Raw genomic sequence first — 17,362 nt, 5'->3', positions numbered from 1 at the left:
CCCGCTACTTCCTTCCGGGCGTCCAGTTCATGCCCCAGCCGTACGCGTAGTCGATGGTGCGCTGCGGGCTCACGCCGCGCTCCGGGACCAGGTAGCGGGCCTCGCGCTGGACGAAGAGGTCGCCGTTGTTGTTCGTGAGCAGCGCGAGCGCGCACACCGTGGAGGGCACCGTGCACTCGTCCAGCGAGAAGTCGATGGAGGCGCCGTGCTGCGGCTGCAGGGTCACCGTGGCGTTCAGGTCGGCGAAGCTGCGCGCGCCTTCGTAGATCGTCACGAAGATGACGATGCGCTTGAAGTCCTTGATGTGGTCGAGGTTGACCGTGAGGTTCTCGCCGCTGGCCACGGCTCCGGTGCGGTCGTCGCCGTCGAGCAGCAGATACGGCGGCTGGTCGAGGGATCCGAAGGCGTTGCCGAGCGCCTGGACGACGCCCTTGCGGCCGTCGCTCAGTTCGTACAGGGCGCACAGGTCCAGGTCGAGGTCCGCGTGCATGGCCACGGCCCGGCCGAGCTTGCTGGCCCAGCCCTTGAACTGCTTGCGCACCTCCCAGTTGAGGTTCACGCGCATCGCCCCGGAGGTGCCGCCCTGCTTGGTGAGCGAGACGGACGGGGCGTCCTTGGTGAGCGTGACCTTGGTCAGGCGCACGGGCTGGCCCCCGGGCGCGGGGGACGCGGCGGGTGGCGGCGGGGCCTGGACGGGGGCGGCGGGAGCCACCGGGGCCGGCGCGGGCGGCGGCTGCACCGCGGCCGGGGCGGGCGCGGGCGCCTGCTGCGGTTCGTCCACCGAGATCCCGTAGTCGGTGGCAAGCCCCTGGAGTCCGCTGCCGTAACCCTGCCCGACGGCGCGGAACTTCCACGCGCCCTGGCGGCGGTAGAGCTCGCCGAGGACGAACGCCGTCTCCACGGTCGCGTCCTCGCTGTCGTAACGCGCGATCTCGGCGCCGTTCGCCGCGTCGACGACCCGGATGAAGAGGCCGGGGACCTGCCCGAACGTGCCGCCGTCCGTCGAGGCGGCGAGCACCACGGTCTCCACGGCGGGCTCCACGCGCGCGAGGTCCACCACGAGCGCGTCGGTCACCCGGCCGCCGTCGGTCTTCTTGCCCTCGTGGCGCACCGCACCGGAGGTGTGGACCGCCTGGTTGTAGAAGACGAAGTCGTCGTCCGAGCGCACCTTTCCGGAAGCGGCGAGGAGCAACGCCGACGCGTCGGCGTCCGGCACCCCGGCTCCTGAGGCCCACCCCAGTTCGACGCGCACGGCAGGTGCCGGCACGGGAACATTCGATCCTTTAGGCATTGTCATGTCCGCCCCCATCGCAAGTCGCCACGTCCGGCCAGGCCGCCGTCCCGTTCATGACCAACCTATTACCCGGACCCCCGAGAGGCCCATGTCCACCGTCGACACCCTGCCGCACGGCCCGCACGTCAACCGAGCGTCAACCGCCGGTAACCCGTACGGAGCTTGGCTTTTACAGGATCCCTACGCCGCCGCGCGACCGATTTTTCCTAAGTTCGCTCACATTGGGGACGTCCGGTCACTACCGACACGTAAAACAACCCTCTTATCGGTCTCCCCAACCAGCACATCAAGGGCTTAACTTATGTGTCATGACCTCCCCCCGCTCCACCTATGGCGGCGGTTACTACTCCGCGCCGTCCTTCCCGGACACTCCGATCTACGACTCCCTTGTCGCCGAGCGGGGTACTCCTCAGATCGCCCCGATCCGGGTCCCCTCCGCGTACGACACGGGCAGTCACCTGCCCGCGCTGCAGTCGGCTCTTCCCGCGCTGCCCGCAGCCCCGTCCCACCACAACCCCTCGTACGGCTACGCGCAGCAGCCCGCACCGCTGCAGCAGGCGCCCGCGCCGTACATCCCGCAGCAGCCTTCGGCGCCGCGCGGCTACCCGGGGCCCCAGCAGCAACAACACCGTCCCCCGGCCGGAACGGGCTACGAGGCCATGCGCCCCGCGGCACCCCGCCCCGCCCCGGCGACGTACGAGGACCCGTACAACCGCCCCTACCGCGGCTACTGATTCGGTCGCATGCGCCCCTGTCAGCGGCTGCTGGCAGGATGGCGGCATGTCGAATCCAGCGCTGCACTCGATCCACTTCTACCCGCTCAAGGCGGTCGGGGGACACGCTCCGCGTGAGGCCGTCGTCGAGCCCTGGGGGCTCGCGGGTGACCGGCGGTGGGTCCTGGTGGACAGCGACGGACGAATCATCACGCAACGACCGCATCCGAGGCTGGCGTTGGCCGCCGCCGAGCTCCTGCCCGGCGGCGGCATACGCATGTCCGCGCCCGGCCGCGAGCCGCTGACGGTCGCCGTGCCGCCCTCGGGCAAGACCGTCACGGTGGACATCTGGAAGGACCTGGTCGAGGCGGTGCCCGCGGACGCGGCGGCGCACGCCTGGTTCAGCGCCTACCTGGACACGGACGCCCGGCTCGTCCACCTCGACGACCCCGCGACCAAGCGCCCCATCGACCCGGCGTACGCCAAGGACGGCGAGACCGTCTCTTTCGCCGACGGGTATCCGCTGCTCCTGACCACGCTCTCCTCCCTCGACGCCCTGAACTCGCTCATCGCGCAAGGCGACCACTCCGACGAGGGGCCGCTCCCCATGAACCGTTTCCGGCCGAATGTGGTCGTGGACGGGACGGCTCCGTGGGCCGAGGACGACTGGTCGCGCGTCGCCATCGGCGAGGTCACCTTCCGGGTGGCCAAGACGTGCGGACGCTGTGTCGTGACCACCACCGACCAGCGCAGCGCGGAGCGCGGCAAGGAGCCGCTGCGCACGCTCGCCAAGCACCGCCGGTTCGGTGACCAGCTTGTCTTCGGCCAGAATCTGGTGCCGGAGACGACCGGATCGATCAGGGTCGGCGACGCGTTCACCGTCCTCGATTGAGAGTCGGCGGCTCGGGAACTCGAGGGCCCGGCACGGTCGTTGAGCGTGGATGAGAAGGGTGATCTGCCTCTCTCTTCTTCCCGCCGGCGCGTGGGCCGTGCCGCTCGTGGTGAGGACGGACGCGGAAGGGGGTGCGGGACTGTGCGAGCACTCGTCGGGCTCTGGCGCTGGCGGCACAATCCGCTGCGCCGAAAGACCGACCTCGTCGAAGCCTGGGTGGCCCTCGTGGCCGTGCTGCTCATCGCCGTGTCCGTGCCGCTGGCCGGCTTCACGGTCGGCGGCCTCTCGCGGGACGCCCTGCTTCAGTCGGTGCGGGAACAGCGCGAAGTGCGGCACGAAGTCGCGGGCACGGTGATCAGGAAGGTTTCCAGACCCCCGGTCGACCCCGATCCCGAGACGTCTTCCGCGCGCGACAGGCACAGCCGTGTGCTCGCCGAATGGACCGCCCCGGACGGCACGTCGCACACCGGCACGGTGCTGGCCGCCCTCGAGTCCCCCGACCCCGGCGACCGCTTCCGGCTCTGGACGGACGAGCACGGCCAGGTGGTCGGCCGCCCGCTGGACGACGCGACCGCGAGCACGCACGCGGCACTGGCCGGGATCGGCGCCGCCGTGGCGGCCGCCGGACTCGTCGAGGCAGCCCGCCGGATCGTCGTCTGGCGGATCGTGGTGCGGCGTCACGAGCGCTGGGACCAGGCCTGGGAGAAGGCGGGACCGGACTGGGGACGGACCGGCACCGGCTCATGAAGCCCTGATCGGGGCACCGATACGGACCTCCGGGTCCGGTGAGAGAGCGGCGATGACCAGGTGAGAGCCTGGCGATCGGGTCAACTCGCCCTCGCCGCGCGCGCTACGGTGGACCGGCCGAACTCTTCGGCGCCTTGCGCGAGGTCGTGAGGTCCCGCGTACGACAAGGTGGGGGCAGAGCAACTCCATGGCACAGGGCACGGTCCAGGTGACGCACACCGGAACCTCGCGGTGGCGGCGCCGCACGGGTGAGTACGCATCGCTCGCTGCCGCCTTGGAGGCCGCGAGCGACGGGGACGTCCTCACCATCGCCCCCGGCACGTACCGCGAGAACCTCGTCGTCCAGCGGGCGGTGACGCTGCGCGGCCCCGAGGGCTCCCCCGGCTCCGTCCGCATCGCGCCCTCCGACGGGGTGCCGCTCACCGTCCGGTCCTCCGCCGTGGTGCAGGACCTGCATGTCGAGGGCCAGGACTCGGCCGCGCCCGCGCTGCTCGTCGAGGACGGCGCGCCCGAACTCATCGACGTACGCGTGGTGACACGTTCCGCGAGCGGCATCGAGGTGCGCGGCGGCGCACGCCCCACCGTGCGGCGCTGCACGGTCGACAACCCCGGCGGCATCGGCATCGCCGTGCTCGACGGCGGGGGCGGCGTCTTCGAGGAGTGCGAGGTCGTCTCGGCCGGGCAGTCGGGCATAGCGGTGCGCGGCGGCGCGCACCCCCGTCTCGAGCGCTGCCGGGTGCATCACGCATCGGGCGCGGGCCTCTCGGTGACCGGTGAGCACTCGGGCCTGGAGGCGATCGGCTGCGAGGTGTACGAGGTCAAGGGCTCGGGCGTGCAGATCACCGGGCGGGCCGCCGCGCATCTGACGGACTGCGACGTGCACCGCACGACGTCGGACGGCGTCACGCTCGACACGGACGCGGTCCTCACGCTCGCCGACTGCCGCATCCACGACATCCCGGAGAACGCGATCGACCTGCGTTCCCGCTCGGTCCTGACCCTCACGCGTTCCACCGTGCGGCAGTTCGGCCGCAACGGCCTCTCGGTGTGGGACCCGGGCACCCGCGTGGACGCCAACCAGTGCGAGATGCACGACAGCACGGGCGACTACCCCGCGGTGTGGGTCAGCGACGGCGCGACGGCCGTCCTGGAGTCCTGCCGGGTGCACGACGTGCCGGACGCCCTGTTCGTCCTCGACCGCGGCTCGCGCGCCGACGTCGTCGACAGCGATCTCTCCCAGGTGCGCAACACGGCGGTTTCCGTGAGCGACGGCGCGACGGCGCAGCTGGACGACTGCCGCATCCGCGATGCCGCCACCGGCGCGTGGTTCCGCGACCACGGCAGCGGCGGCACCCTGGCCAACTGCACGGTCGACGGTGTCCAGACGGGCGTCATCGTCACCAAGGGCGCCGACCCCACCCTCGAGCGCTGCACGGTCACTTCACCCGCGGAGGCGGGTTTCTACGTCTCGGCGGGCGGCCGCGGCAGCCTGCACGGCTGCCGGGTGACCGACAGCGGAGGGTACGGCTTCCACGTCATCGACGGCTGCCGTACGACGCTGAAGAAGTGCCGCACGGAGCGGTGCGCGCGCGGCGGCTTCGAGTTCGCCGAGGACGGGCCGCTCATCGAGGACTGCACGAGCGACGAGAGCGGCGGGGTACGGACCGCGGCAGCCTCGGCGTCCACGGCACAGGAGGCCGCCCCGCAGACGGCCAAGCAGACCGTGGGGCTGCTCGGCGCGATCCCCGGTCAGCGCACGGATCTGGCGCCCGCGACGGCCACGGCCCCCGAGCCGCCGTCCCGCTCCTCCAAGGACGTGCTCGGTGAACTCGACACCCTGGTCGGCCTGGAGAGCGTCAAGCGCGAGGTGCGCGCCCTCACGGACATGATCGAGGTGGGGCGGCGCAGGCAGCTCGCCGGTCTCAAGGCCGCGTCCGTGCGCCGCCATCTGGTGTTCACCGGCTCCCCCGGCACCGGCAAGACGACCGTGGCGCGGCTCTACGGCGAGATCCTGGCCTCGCTCGGCGTCCTGGAGAGCGGGCATCTCGTCGAGGTGTCCCGGGTCGACCTGGTGGGCGAGCACATCGGGTCGACGGCGATCCGCACCCAGGAGGCGTTCGACCGGGCGCGCGGCGGTGTGCTGTTCATCGACGAGGCGTACGCCCTGTCGCCCGAGGACTCCGGGCGCGACTTCGGCCGGGAGGCCATCGACACGCTGGTGAAGCTGATGGAGGACCACCGCGAGGCCGTGGTGGTGATCGTCGCGGGCTACACGGCCGAGATGCAGCGCTTCCTTTCGGTCAACCCCGGTGTGGCCTCCCGCTTCTCACGGACCATCACCTTCGGCGACTACGCCCCCGAGGAGCTGCTGCGGATCGTCGAGCAGCAGGCAGAGGAGCACGAGTACCGCCTCGACACCGGGACGGGCGAGGCCCTCCTGAAGTACTTCACGGCGCTTCCGAAGGGTCCCGCGTTCGGCAACGGCCGCACCGCGCGCCAGACGTTCGAGGCGATGGTGGAGCGGCACGCGGGGCGGGTCGCGCAGTTCGAGGAGCCGAGCAAGGACGACCTCACCCTGCTGTATCCGGAGGATCTGCCGGAGCTGCCGTGACCGCCGCCACGGGCTCGGCCGCGGGTTCGAGGGTGCGCGGCGCCGGCACGGCGGGCTTGAGCCGGGCGAGCAGTTTTGCCCGCTCCTCGGCGAAGGCGGGATCGGCCTGGTAGTCGGAGTGGCCCAGGATCGGTGCGGGGAGCGGGTGTTCCTCCGTGCGTCCGTAGACCAGGGGGTCCTTGAGCGCGTCGTGGTCGACCTTGGGTCCGTCGTCATCGGGCTGGACCCGGACGGGGCCGCCGATCGGGTCGGTGCCGCGGTACAGGTTGCGCCAGCAGTCGACCTCGCGGTGCAGGGAGCCGAGGGCGGCCGGGCCGAAGTGGGCGGGGAACCAGCGGCCGTAGAGGCGCTCCAGGGGTGAGCCGTAGGTGAGGAGAGCGACCCTCTTGCGGACGGACGGCCACAGCTGCCAGGCGGCCGCGGCGGCGAGAACGCTGCCCTGCGAGTGGCCGGAGATGACAAGCCTGCCCCCGGTGGCGCGCGTCGCGCGGGTCCAGGTGTGCATGCGCCAGGTCAGGTCGGGGACCGCGCGCTCGGCATAGCAGGGCGGGGCGAAGGGGTGGGCGGCACGCGGCCAGAAGGTGCCGACGTCCCACAGGATGCCGATGGTGCGCCGTGCGGAAGCGTCGCGGTAGGCACGGCGGCCCCACGTCACGAACAGTATGAAACCGAAGCCGATCAGCCAGGAGCCGAGCGCCTGCGAGGTCTCGGCCGCGCCCTCGAAGAAGAGTGGCAGCCCCTGCGCGGCCTTGCTCGGGACTTCCTCGCTCACCCATGCGCCCACCAGAGCGCCCGCGCCGAGCAGCAGCGTCACCGCCGAGGTGATCCCCACCAGAAGGGGGGCACGGTCGGTGAGGGCGGCACGCGCGCGTGTGCCCGCGATACGGCGGCTGCGGGCCGCGTCCTTCGGCTCGCCGGGGTATTCGAGCGGGATGTTCTCCCGGTCGCGGCGTGCCCGCCGCCAGGTGCGCACGCCGAGCCAGCCGCAGAGCGCGGCGAGCACCACGAGGAGGGGCGGGATGACGGATGCCTGCCAGGTCAGGAGCACGGGTGGGCCATCGATGGTGCCACCGGAGCCCGGCTCCCCCGCACCGTCGAGCCAGTCGGCGACGCGCTGGGCGCCGCCTCCGGACATCACACCACCGAGCGCGCAGGCGAGCATGGCAACGGAGGGGCCCGCGAAGCCCCGCAGGGCGGTGCGCGGGTCGGGGGCCGTGCGGTAGAGCATGCGGGCGACCACCGCGAGCGCGACGACCAGGAGCCCCTGGACCAGGGCGATGCCGCCGAAGGTCGCGTTGCCCGGCAGTCTGCCCTCGGAGGTCCAGTCCGGGCGTGACCACCCCGCGTACAGAAGCGTCAGGACGAGCAGGGTGAGCGCGCCCAGGGGCAGCCTGCGGATCAGCTTCTCGTCGAGGTGCCGGTCGAGCCTGCTCTCGCTGCGGCCCCTGCGCCAGACCACCAGTCCGACGAAGCCGCCTCCCAGGAGCAGCGTCACGACGAGAAGCCAGCCGAGGACGTCGAGCAGCGCGGGACCGCCGGCCCGCCGGTCGTGGCGAGCGGCAGCGGCGCCGACCGCGGCGGCCACCGTGAGAAATCCGGCGGCCGTGTGCGCGGCGCGCAGCCGGGCCACGAGGCGGCGGCCGTACCAGAAGCCGGGCTTGCCGAGCGCGGCGCGGCCGGCCTCCTCCTCCGGGTCGTCCTGGTGGGGCAGCGGCGTCTGGGACTCGTACGCGCTCCAAGTGCGCTGGGACAGGTACCAGAGCAGCCCGGTGAGCGCGGCCGGCAGCAGGGCGGCGAAGGCGAGACGGCGCCCCGGCTGGCTCCACCAGCCGCCGTGCCCGGAGGCGTCGGTCGCGAGGAAGCCGAGCCAGGAGCGCTCGGCGGCGCACTCGGGAGTGCCCGCGCACTGCCAGGCGACCAGGTCGATGGCCACCTCACAGGCGGCGGCGACCAGCAGGACGGTGAGGGTGAGCCCGGTCAGGCGCACCAGGACGCCGTACGTCCGGACGGTCTTGCGCATGCGCCGTGAGGTGGGGCGCATCCAGTGCGCGAGATTGACCACCATGAACGGCAGCAGCAGGAGCCACAGGGCCCGTGAGCCGTTGCCGGAGGTCAGATTGCACCAGACGTACGCCTCGGGGACCGGCTTGCCCCGGTAGTCGTCGGGGCGTTTCTCGGCGTCGGCGTCCTCGGTGCGGCGGAACACGGCCGCCGTCTCGTCGCCGGAGATCCGGACGGTCCGTGGATCGCCCAGCATCTGTTCGGGTGTCGTGCCCCCCACCCCATGGACGAGGAGTTCGAGAGCCGTCTCTTCTCTGTGGTCAGCTGCCACTGTTCGCTTCCCCCGATGTGCGCGTGGTCAGGGGAGAAGGATCTCCATTCCTGACCCCGTCCACACCAGCCATCACGTAATCTCCCCGTTCCAGGTGACCGCGCGGAATCGGGCGGTGGACCGCCTGTCGGTGGCCCGTGCGAGGATGAGGCAGCGTGATGGACGGGCGCGACGGGTGTGACGAGGCAGAAGGGCCGGGACGGACGTGAGTGAGAATCAGAACCTCCTCGCGGAGCAGCGCCGCGCCTTGATCCTCGATGAGGTACGCCGCCGGGGCGGGGTCCGTGTCAATGAACTGACCCGCAAGCTGGGTGTGTCGGACATGACGGTCCGCCGCGATCTCGACGCCCTCGCCCGCCAGGGTGTCCTGGAGAAGGTGCACGGCGGCGCCGTCCCGGTGGTGGAGGCGAGTACGCACGAGCCGGGGTTCGAGGCCAAGTCGGGCCTCGAGCTGAACGCCAAGGAGGACATCGCGCGCACCGCGGCCTCCCTGGTGGCGCCGGGCACGGCGATCGCGCTCTCCGGCGGCACGACGACGTACGCACTGGCCCATCATCTGCTGGACGTGCCGGACCTGACGGTGGTGACGAACTCGGTGCGGGTCGCCGATGTCTTCCACTCCGCGCAGCGCACCTCGGGCCAGCGCCAGGGAGCGGCGACCGTCGTCCTCACCGGCGGTGTGCGCACCCCGTCGGACTCGCTGGTCGGCCCGGTCGCCGACCAGGCGATCGGCGCGCTGCACTTCGATGTGCTCTTCCTGGGGGTGCACGGCATATCGGCGGAGGCCGGTCTGTCCACGCCCAATCTCGCGGAGGCGGAGACCAACCGGCGTCTGGTGCAGTCGGCGCGCCGCGTCATCGTGGTCGCCGACCACACCAAGTGGGGAACGGTGGGCCTCAGTTCGTTCGCCGGCCTGGATCAGGTCGACACGCTGGTGACGGACGCGGGGCTGCCCGCGGAGGCGCGGACGGAGATCTCCGAGCGGCTGCGGCGTCTGGTGATCACGGGCGAGCCCGAGGAGCCGGGCGCCGACGGGCGGGCCGAGCACGGCGTGGACGCGGGGCGGGCGGAGAGCGCCGGGAGCACCGCAGACATCTGACGGCCCGCCAGCTATGGTGTCGGTGCCCGGTCAACGACCCGATTCCGCTTGGGGGCTGAGTTCGATGGCACGCCGATTGAGGCCCGTGGGACTGCGGTTCGTCGAGTCCGCTCCCGTGCGTCTGGTCTTCGCGCGTGAGGTGAGCGCACCCCCGGAGGCGGTGTACGGCGCGCTGGCCGACGACATGACCGGCTGGCCCGAGTGGTTCACGGCTGTCACGCTGTGCGAACCCATCGACTGTGCGGATGGCGGCAAGGGCCGCGAGGTCCGGCTCAAGGGCGGCACCCGCTTCTGGGAGACGATCGTCGCGGCCGATGCCTCCCAGCGGTACGCCTATCGCGTCGACGAGACGAACGCCCCGGGCGTGCGGGCCCTGTTGGAGGAGTGGCGGCTCACCCCGGCCGGGACCGGCACCCGCGTGCAGTGGACGTTCGCCGCGGACGGCGTCGCGCCGTTCCGCCTCGCCCTGAAGCTCGGCAGGCCGGGCATGGGCCGCGCCTTCCGCGACGCCGTCACCGCCCTGGACCGGCGCCTGGCCGCGGCCAACGCCTGAGTTCCGTACCGGAGTTGAGGGCCGACTAGGTCCAGGTCCCGTTCGCCAGGAGCGACTTGATCGCGGCGGAGTACGGCGTGATGTCCATCCCCTGTTCGGCCAGCCACGCGTCCGAGTAGTACTTGTCCAGGTAGCGGTCGCCCGGGTCGCAGATGAGCGTGACGACGCTGCCGGTGCGGCCCTCGGCCACCATCTCGGCGACGATCTTCAGGGAGCTCCACAGGCCGGTGCCGGTCGATCCGCCCGCCTTGCGGCCGATCGCCTGCTCCAGGGCGCGCACGGCGGCGACGCTCGCCGCGTCGGGCACCTTCATCATGCGGTCGATCGCGCCGGGCACGAAGCTCGGCTCCATCCGCGGCCTGCCGATTCCCTCGATGCGGGACCCGCAGTCACTGGTGGCGTCGGGGTCGTGGTGGGTCCAGCCGTCGAAGAAGCACGAGTTCTCGGGGTCGGCGACGCAGAGCCGGGTGTCGTGCTGCATGTAGTGCACATAGCGGGCGATGGTCGCCGACGTGCCGCCCGTGCCCGCCGTGGCGACGATCCACGCGGGCTCCGGGTAGCGCTCCAGCCTCATCTGCTGGTAGATCGACTCGGCGATGTTGTTGTTGCCCCGCCAGTCCGTGGCCCGTTCCGCGTAGGTGAACTGGTCCATGTAGTGGCCGCCGGTCTCGACGGCGAGGGCGGCCGACTCGGCGTACATCGTGCGTGAGTCGTCCACGAAGTGACATCGACCGCCGTGGAATTCGATCAGGCGGCACTTCTCGGCGCTGGTCGTGCGCGGCATCACCGCGATGAAGGGCACCCCGATCAGCTTGGCGAAGTACGCCTCGGAGACGGCCGTCGAGCCGCTGGACGCCTCGATGACCGGCCGTCCCGGCCGGATCCAGCCGTTGCACAGGCCGTAGAGGAAGAGCGAGCGGGCGAGGCGGTGCTTGAGGCTGCCGGTCGGGTGGGTCGATTCGTCCTTGAGATACAGGTCGATGCCCCATTGTTCCGGCAGCGGGAAGCGCAGCAGGTGCGTGTCGGCGGAACGGTTGGCGTCCGCCTGCACTTTGCGCACGGCTTCTTTGAGCCAGGCCCGGTACTCCGCGTCGCTGCGGTCCACGTCGAGCGTGGTCATCGGCTCGTCGGCTTGATCCTGCTGTGTGGTGCTCACCGCGCGGCTCCTTGGCGTCAACCTGGCCACGCTCGGAGCGGGCCGGACACCTCGATCATAGGCACCTTCCGCACGCTTCTCACCTGCATAAACACACCTTTGAGCACCTCAAAGGCACACCTGGCACAGCCGACTGACACAGGGGCACGGCACACTGAGGAGGGGATGTGGTCCAGTTGTGACCACGTCTTCATACGCACTGGTGCTCGACGTCAGGTGCGTGCAGACTGCACCGCACGGGAAGGCGGTCCCGTACGGAACGACATACCGAAGCGCTCAAGGGGGCGGAACGTCATGGCGGAGCCGGAGTTCACGGCCACAGGCGTGCGGATCGGACGACGGCTGCGCTCCCTCACCCGGGCGGGCCAAATCCGTATCACCGACGGCAGGTTCGAGCTGCTGACCAGTTATGGCAGGGAGATCGACAGCGCGCCCGTGCAGACGGTGCGAGCCGGCAAGCCGTGGTTCGCCGCCGACGACCGGGCCCTTGCCGAACTGAACGGCACGCGCTATCGCCTGACCCTCGCCGATCACGACCCGGCGCCCGGCAAGGGTGGGCCGCCCACGGTCCGCAAGTTCATCGACGCGGTACGCAGGGCCAAGGGCCACCGGGCACCTGCCTGACCGCTGGGCACGAACCCGAGGAGGAGCCCGCGAGCTCCCGGCCGGGAGGGTGCGAGTTGCACGCCCGCACCCCCTGAGTCACTCTGGTCTCACATCACTCTGGGTTCATCGGCGATGACGCTGCGAACCAGCCCGCCGGTCACATACAACGACCGGCAGACCCCGCGGCCGCTGCTGGATCCGATCGTCGTCTTCTTCCGGACCACAATTCGGGGAGCCGCAGTCGTGATCAGCCAGCCAAGCAGGTATTGCACGGTGGAGCTCCAGGCTCTGCCGTCGCGGATCGGCCAGGTCCGCAGAATCGTATCGGCGCAGTTGCGCTACTGGCATCTCGATCCGTTGATAGACCAGGCGGAGCTCGGTGTGACCGAACTCCTGACCAACGTGCACCGGCACGCGGAGCCGGACAAGGTGTGCACCGTGGAGATCGAGCTGCTGCTCGACCGCCTCACGGTCTCCGTGCACGACCACGATCCCCGCCTCCCCGAGGTCAGCGACGCGGAGCCGTTCGCGACCTGTGGCCGCGGGCTCGCCATGGTCGCCGCCGTCAGCGAGAGCTGGGGGGTGCGCCCCCACGGCGACACGGGCAAGGTCGTCTGGTTCACCCTTCCGGCCCCCACGACCACCGTCGCGCCGCCGTCCGCCTTTCCGGCATACGGCGCCACCACCGCGGGCCCCTTCGCGGACCTGGACACGGGGACGCGGGCGCTCGCCGACGGGCACGCGCCCGGACATGCTCCCGCCCGGTCGGCCGTTGTCGGCTGACCGGGCGGTGACAGGCCCCGTGGAGCGCGCGTCCTACGTCACTCGGTGGCGATGGCACGCAGCACGTCCAGGCGTGCGGCCCGCCGTGCCGGACGCAGACCCGCGAGGGCTCCCGCCGTCAGGCCCACCAGGACGACCACCGCCAGCTGCACGGGCGGCACCGCGAACGCGAAGGCACTGCTCGTCGCGCCGTCCGAAGCCTTGACGAGCACCCACCCGAGGAAGCCGCCGAGCACCAGGCCACCGGCCGTGCCGAAGGCGGCGACCAGCACCGACTCCCAGCGGACCATGGCCCGCAGCTGCGCCCTGGTCTGCCCGACGGCGCGCAACAGCCCCAGCTCACGGGTCCGTTCGTGGACGGCGAGGGTGAGCGTGTTGGCGATACCGAGCAGGGCGATCAGGACGGCGAGCGCCAGCAGGGCGTAGACCAGCGTGAGCATCATGTCGATGCCGCCCGCCGCCGACTGCGCGTACTCACCGCGCGTCTGCACATCCGGGTTTCCGTACTCCCGGGCGACCTCGGAGACCGCGGCCCTGCCCTCGTCCGCGCTCACGCCTTCCTCGAAGCTGACGGAGACGAGACTGTCGGCGTCCTGCATACGGTGCGGCGCCCAGGCCTCGCGGGTGATGACGTAATCCCCGGCAAGCTCCGACCGGCCGTACAACGCATGGACGGTGAAGGTGACCTTCTTGCCGTCCGCGAAGGTGAGCTCGGTCCTGGAGCCGACCTTCAGGTCCTGCTTCTCAGCCTCCTCCCTGTTGATCGCCATGCCGTCGGCGCCGAGGCCGTCCAGCGTCCCGTCGACCTTGCCGAGGTCGAAGGACTTGGCGAAGGGGCCCGGGTCGGTGACCGTCAGGGCGCGGCCTTCCCCGTCGACCTCCGCCGCGCCCTTGCCGAGGCCCACCGCGGTCGCCACCTCCGGCCGCTCGGCGAGCGCGGGGGCCAGCCTGGGGCTGAGTCCGCTGCCGCCCGCGCCGAAGCCCGGGGTGCTGATGGCGAGGTCACCGGCGAAGGACCGGTTCACCGTCTGGTCCATGGTCGCCTTCAGGGAGGCGCCGAAGACCGTGAAGAGCGAGACGACGGCGACACCGATCATCAAGGCGCTCGCGGTGGCGGCGGTCCGCCTGGGACTGCGCAGCGCGTTGCGCCGGGCGAGCCCGCCCGTGACGCCGCGCAGCCGGTCGAGGGGCCAGCCGAGAACACGTACCGCCCGCGAGGACGCCACCGGCCCCAGCACCACGAACGCGACGAGCGCGAGGACGGCCCCGGCCCCGGCCAGCCACACGGACGGACTGACGAGGACACCGACAAGCGAGAGCCCTACGGCGGCGAGCGCGAGGACCCCACCCGCGACCGCGCGCGTGCGCGATCCCCCGGAGTGGTCGACCGCGGTCTCGCGCAGCGCGGCCAGGGGCGCGGTGCGCCCGGCGCGTACGGCGGGCAGCAGGGCGGAACCGACGCACACCACGATGCCCACGGCGAGCGGCAGCAGCATCGACAGGCCGCTGATCACCAAATCGCCCTCGGGGAAGGGGAATCCGATGGCCGGGAAGAGCTCCTGGAGCCCGGCCGCGATCCCGATGCCACCCGCGAGCCCCGCGGCCGACGCCACCACGGCGACCACGCTCGCCTCGATCAGGGTGGCCGCCGTGACCTGTCGGCGCGAGGCACCGAGCGCGCGCAGGAGGGCGTTCTCGCGGGTGCGCTGGGCGACGACGATCGCGAAGGTGTTGTGGATGCTGAAGGTGGCGACGAGCAGCGCGACCCCGGAGAAGACCAGCAGGAAGCCGGTGAAGAGCGTCAGGAACTGGCCGGAGAGGTTGTCCGTGTTCTCCGCCGCCGACGCCTCACCGGTGATCGCCTCAACTCCCTTGGGCAGTACGGGACTCAGCGCGTCGACGAGTTCCCGCTCGCTCACGCCGGGCCCGGCCCGCACCTGGATGGTCGCGGCCTCGCCGGGCTTGGGCGTCAGGTACTTCTCGGCGTCGGCCTGCGTCATGCCGGTGAAGGTGGTCTGCGCCATGCCGTCCTCGCCGCCGAAGGTGGCGAGGCCCACGATCGTCACCTGGACGGGGTCGGGGGTGCGCAGCGTGGTCGTGTCGCCGATCTTCAGGTCGCCGGATTTCGCGGCGCCGCGGTTGACGACGACCTCGCCGGACTTGGCGGGGGCGCGCCCCTCGGCCAACTGGTAGGCGTTCAGCTCCTTGTCGTCGATCCAGTTGCCGGCGAGCGTGGGCGGGCCCTCGCCGCCGATGGGCTCGCGGTCCTTGCCCAGGAGTTGGCCCGCGCCCTGGATGGCGGGCGCGGCGGCGGCGACGCCTTCGGTCCGCTCGATCTTCTCGACGAGCGAGGTCTTGACGGGCTGCCGGGTGCCCTGGCTGTCGTCGGGGGTGGTGATGGTGTCGGCGCTGCGCACGACGGCATCGGTGCCGCGCGTCGCGTTGCCGAACATCGTGTCGAAGCTGCCGCGCAGGGTGTCGCCCATGACCAGCGTGCCCGCCAGGAAGGCGACACCGAGCATGACCGCGAGGAACGTACCCGCGAAACGTCGCTTGTGGCCGCGTAGGGAGGACAAGCTGATGCGCGCGGACGACCATAGAGAACTGCTCGTGCGCGCGGACGAGTTGAAGGAATTCATGACGGGGGCGCCCCCTTGGCATCGAAGGCCTTGAGCCGGTCGAGGACCTTGTCGGCGGTCGGGTCCGCCATCCGGTCCACGAGGCGGCCGTCGGCCAGGAAGACGACCTCGTCGGCGTGGGCCGCGGCCACCGGGTCATGCGTGACCATGACGACGGTGCGGTCCATCTGCCGCACCGCGCGGCCGAGGAGGCGCAGCACCTCCTCGCCGGAGCGCGAGTCGAGGTTGCCGGTCGGCTCGTCGGCGAAGACCACGTCGGGCCGGCCCGCGAACGCCCGCGCCACGGCGACGCGTTGTTGCTGCCCGCCGGAGAGTTCGGCGGGCCGGTGATGGAGCCGGTCACGCAGCCCCACCACATCGATGAGAGCATCGCTCCACTCCGCTGATGCCCCGTCATGACGCGTGCCCGCGAGGTCCCTCGGGAGCGTGATGTTCTCGGCCACGGTCAGCGTCGGCACCAGGTTGAAGGCCTGGAAGACGAAGCCGATGCGGTCGCGGCGCAGGAGGGTGAGCCGCCGGTCGTCGAGCGAGCCGAGCTCGGTGTCGCCGATGTGGGCGGCTCCCGAGGTGAGGGTGTCGAGGCCCGCGGCACAGTGCATCAGCGTGGACTTGCCGGAGCCCGAGGGGCCCATGATCGCGGTGAAACGCCCGGCGGGAAACCCGACGCTGACCCCGTCCAGGGCCCGTACGGCGGTGTCGCCGCTGCCGTAGACCTTGACGGCGTCGGTGACGCGGGCGGCGTGGACGGTGGTGGTCGCGACCGTAGGCGTGGTCGTAGTCGCGGCAAGATGTCCGGGTCCGGTCGGGGTGGTCATGCCGCACCACCCTTGGCGGCGCTCCCGAACTCCTCGTTCAGGACGGAAAGACGACGCCAGTACTCGTCCTCGTCGATCTCGCCGGAGGCGAACCGGCGACCGAGAACGGCGATGGGCGAGTTCTCGTCGATGCGTACGTTCCGCTCGGCGCCGTCCCGTTGCCACGGCGCGCGGCGGCCTCGCCAGACGGTGCGGCGGAGGAGGGTGATGCCGCCGGTCACGACGGCTGCCCAGATGAGCGGAAAGAACAGGATCCACGGGCCGGGCCCGCCGTCGAAGTGAGCCAGGGTGTTCATGGTGTCCATCTCCTCGGTGCGCTGCTGACCGGTTCTGGCCGGTGTTTCTTCCGGTGCCTTCAGGCTCGCGCTCCGAGGGGGTCCGAGTCGTCGTACGGCCAGCGGCAGTGCGCGTACCACTGCGGGAGTACGTGGGGGGCGCGGGGCTGCTTCCGGGGTGAGGCGAGCGGGCACGCTGCCTGACCGCCGCCCGTTTGCGAGACTTCTGTACCTACTAGTATGTACAGTGGGTTCATGAGCACCCCGGAGCGTCTGATCGAGTCCACCCGCGAACTGTTGTGGGAGCGCGGATACGTCGGCACGAGCCCCAAGGCGATCCAGCAGCACGCGGGCGCCGGCCAGGGCAGCATGTATCACCACTTCGCAGGGAAGCCCGACCTCGCGCTCGCCGCGATCAGGCGTACGGCGGAGGAGATGCGCGCCGCGGCCGAGGGCGTGCTCAGCGGCACCGGATCGGCGTACGAACGCATCGAGGCGTATCTGCTGCGCGAGCGCGACGTACTGCGCGGATGCCCGATCGGACGGCTGACGATGGACCCGGATGTCATCGCGAGCGAGGAGCTGCGCGCACCCGTCACCGAGACGCTCGACTGGCTGCGGGGCCGCATCGCGGGAATCGTCGAAGAGGGCAAGAGGAACGGCGAGTTCATGGCAACGCTCGACGCACAGGCGATCGCGGCGACGGTCGTCGCGACGGTCCAGGGCGGTTACGTGCTGGCCCGCGCCGCGGGATCGCCTGCGGCATTCGACACAGGGGTGCGGGGGTTGCTCGCGCTCCTTTTCACCGCCACCAGCCCCTCGCCGCAAGCGACTTGAAAGGCCGGGG

Annotated in this window: 15 protein-coding genes; 9 read left to right on the top strand and 6 right to left on the bottom strand. The window is 71.4% G+C overall.

The genetic code is table 11. The features are described 5' to 3' along the window. Positions 1–4: 4 nt before the first annotated feature. On the bottom strand, positions 5–1,309 hold the full coding sequence (locus ACWFRU_RS24070) for a TerD family protein (RefSeq protein WP_453690091.1): 1,305 nt from the start codon (positions 1,307–1,309) through the stop codon (positions 5–7). A 293-nt stretch (positions 1,310–1,602) separates the two neighbouring features. Here ACWFRU_RS24070 and ACWFRU_RS24065 point away from each other — a divergent pair, with 293 nt between their 5' ends. The 4 genes from ACWFRU_RS24065 to ACWFRU_RS24050 all read left to right on the top strand — a co-directional run bounded on the left by ACWFRU_RS24065 (position 1,603) and on the right by ACWFRU_RS24050 (position 6,257). Then, a complete protein-coding gene (locus tag ACWFRU_RS24065) occupies positions 1,603–2,028 on the top strand; it encodes a DUF6643 family protein (RefSeq protein ID WP_453690090.1) in 426 nt (141 codons plus the stop codon). A gap of 46 nt (positions 2,029–2,074) precedes the next feature. Further along, positions 2,075–2,899 (top strand): MOSC domain-containing protein, encoded by an 825-nt coding sequence (locus ACWFRU_RS24060; protein ID WP_453690088.1) that lies wholly within the window; start codon positions 2,075–2,077, stop codon positions 2,897–2,899. Positions 2,900–3,040: 141 nt separating this feature from the next. Next, a complete protein-coding gene (locus ACWFRU_RS24055; RefSeq protein ID WP_453690086.1) occupies positions 3,041–3,646 on the top strand; it encodes an Rv1733c family protein in 606 nt (201 codons plus the stop codon). 187 nt (positions 3,647–3,833) lie between these two features. Further along, positions 3,834–6,257 carry a right-handed parallel beta-helix repeat-containing protein gene (locus ACWFRU_RS24050; RefSeq protein WP_453690084.1) on the top strand — a complete coding sequence of 808 codons (2,424 nt, stop codon included), beginning with the start codon at positions 3,834–3,836 and terminating at the stop codon, positions 6,255–6,257. Here ACWFRU_RS24050 and ACWFRU_RS24045 read toward each other — a convergent pair. Then, a complete protein-coding gene (locus ACWFRU_RS24045) occupies positions 6,217–8,589 on the bottom strand; it encodes a hypothetical protein (RefSeq protein ID WP_453690082.1) in 2,373 nt (790 codons plus the stop codon). The two genes, ACWFRU_RS24050 and ACWFRU_RS24045, sit on opposite strands and share 41 nt — an antisense overlap. A 205-nt stretch (positions 8,590–8,794) precedes the next feature. Here ACWFRU_RS24045 and ACWFRU_RS24040 point away from each other — a divergent pair, with 205 nt between their 5' ends. Continuing rightward, positions 8,795–9,688: a DeoR/GlpR family DNA-binding transcription regulator gene (locus tag ACWFRU_RS24040; protein WP_453690080.1), complete on the top strand. Its 894-nt coding sequence runs from the start codon at positions 8,795–8,797 to the stop codon at positions 9,686–9,688. 64 nt (positions 9,689–9,752) lie between these two features. Then, positions 9,753–10,241, top strand: a complete 489-nt coding sequence (locus ACWFRU_RS24035) for an SRPBCC family protein (RefSeq protein ID WP_453690078.1) — start codon at positions 9,753–9,755, stop codon at positions 10,239–10,241. A 25-nt stretch (positions 10,242–10,266) separates the two neighbouring features. On the opposite strand, the gene ACWFRU_RS24030 is transcribed toward ACWFRU_RS24035, so the two are convergent. Beyond that, entirely contained in the window at positions 10,267–11,361 is a 1,095-nt protein-coding gene (locus tag ACWFRU_RS24030) for an L-cysteine desulfhydrase Cds1 (protein WP_365822373.1), read from the bottom strand. A 330-nt stretch (positions 11,362–11,691) separates the two neighbouring features. Here ACWFRU_RS24030 and ACWFRU_RS24025 point away from each other — a divergent pair, with 330 nt between their 5' ends. After that, on the top strand, positions 11,692–12,021 hold the full coding sequence (locus ACWFRU_RS24025) for a hypothetical protein (protein ID WP_453690076.1): 330 nt from the start codon (positions 11,692–11,694) through the stop codon (positions 12,019–12,021). A 225-nt stretch (positions 12,022–12,246) separates the two neighbouring features. Beyond that, positions 12,247–12,786: an ATP-binding protein gene (locus ACWFRU_RS24020; protein WP_453690074.1), complete on the top strand. Its 540-nt coding sequence runs from the start codon at positions 12,247–12,249 to the stop codon at positions 12,784–12,786. A gap of 38 nt (positions 12,787–12,824) precedes the next feature. On the opposite strand, the gene ACWFRU_RS24015 is transcribed toward ACWFRU_RS24020, so the two are convergent. The 3 genes from ACWFRU_RS24015 to ACWFRU_RS24005 are packed head-to-tail and all read right to left on the bottom strand — an operon-like array spanning position 12,825 to position 16,536. After that, positions 12,825–15,425: an ABC transporter permease gene (locus tag ACWFRU_RS24015; protein WP_453690072.1), complete on the bottom strand. Its 2,601-nt coding sequence runs from the start codon at positions 15,423–15,425 to the stop codon at positions 12,825–12,827. Continuing rightward, positions 15,422–16,240 (bottom strand): ABC transporter ATP-binding protein, encoded by an 819-nt coding sequence (locus ACWFRU_RS24010; RefSeq protein ID WP_453690070.1) that lies wholly within the window; start codon positions 16,238–16,240, stop codon positions 15,422–15,424. Before ACWFRU_RS24010 ends, ACWFRU_RS24015 begins: the two co-directional genes overlap by 4 nt. Continuing rightward, the gene (locus ACWFRU_RS24005; RefSeq protein WP_453690068.1) at positions 16,237–16,536 is read right to left on the bottom strand and encodes an SHOCT domain-containing protein; all 300 of its coding nucleotides are present in this window, start codon (positions 16,534–16,536) and stop codon (positions 16,237–16,239) included. Before ACWFRU_RS24005 ends, ACWFRU_RS24010 begins: the two co-directional genes overlap by 4 nt. A gap of 234 nt (positions 16,537–16,770) precedes the next feature. Here ACWFRU_RS24005 and ACWFRU_RS24000 point away from each other — a divergent pair, with 234 nt between their 5' ends. Continuing rightward, entirely contained in the window at positions 16,771–17,352 is a 582-nt protein-coding gene (locus tag ACWFRU_RS24000) for a TetR/AcrR family transcriptional regulator (protein ID WP_453690066.1), read from the top strand. The last annotated feature ends 10 nt before the right edge of the window (positions 17,353–17,362 follow it).

It is taken from the genome of Streptomyces sp. NPDC055099 (assembly GCF_053607685.1).
The sequence above is the reverse complement of the archived record's forward strand: the minus strand, read 5'-3'. Positions and strand labels throughout refer to the sequence as shown.

Excerpts from the sequence above, each read along its gene's own strand:
- ACWFRU_RS24060 (WP_453690088.1), top strand. The coding sequence starts at position 2,075 with ATGTCGAATCCAGCGCTGCACTCGATCCACTTCTACCCGCTCAAGGCG.
- ACWFRU_RS24015 (WP_453690072.1), bottom strand. The coding sequence starts at position 15,425 with ATGAATTCCTTCAACTCGTCCGCGCGCACGAGCAGTTCTCTATGGTCG.
- ACWFRU_RS24000 (WP_453690066.1), top strand. The coding sequence starts at position 16,771 with ATGAGCACCCCGGAGCGTCTGATCGAGTCCACCCGCGAACTGTTGTGG.
- ACWFRU_RS24005 (WP_453690068.1), bottom strand. The coding sequence starts at position 16,536 with ATGAACACCCTGGCTCACTTCGACGGCGGGCCCGGCCCGTGGATCCTG.
- ACWFRU_RS24030 (WP_365822373.1), bottom strand. The coding sequence starts at position 11,361 with ATGACCACGCTCGACGTGGACCGCAGCGACGCGGAGTACCGGGCCTGG.
- ACWFRU_RS24050 (WP_453690084.1), top strand. The coding sequence starts at position 3,834 with ATGGCACAGGGCACGGTCCAGGTGACGCACACCGGAACCTCGCGGTGG.
- ACWFRU_RS24035 (WP_453690078.1), top strand. The coding sequence starts at position 9,753 with ATGGCACGCCGATTGAGGCCCGTGGGACTGCGGTTCGTCGAGTCCGCT.
- ACWFRU_RS24010 (WP_453690070.1), bottom strand. The coding sequence starts at position 16,240 with ATGACCACCCCGACCGGACCCGGACATCTTGCCGCGACTACGACCACG.
- ACWFRU_RS24070 (WP_453690091.1), bottom strand. The coding sequence starts at position 1,309 with ATGGGGGCGGACATGACAATGCCTAAAGGATCGAATGTTCCCGTGCCG.
- ACWFRU_RS24065 (WP_453690090.1), top strand. The coding sequence starts at position 1,603 with ATGACCTCCCCCCGCTCCACCTATGGCGGCGGTTACTACTCCGCGCCG.
- ACWFRU_RS24025 (WP_453690076.1), top strand. The coding sequence starts at position 11,692 with ATGGCGGAGCCGGAGTTCACGGCCACAGGCGTGCGGATCGGACGACGG.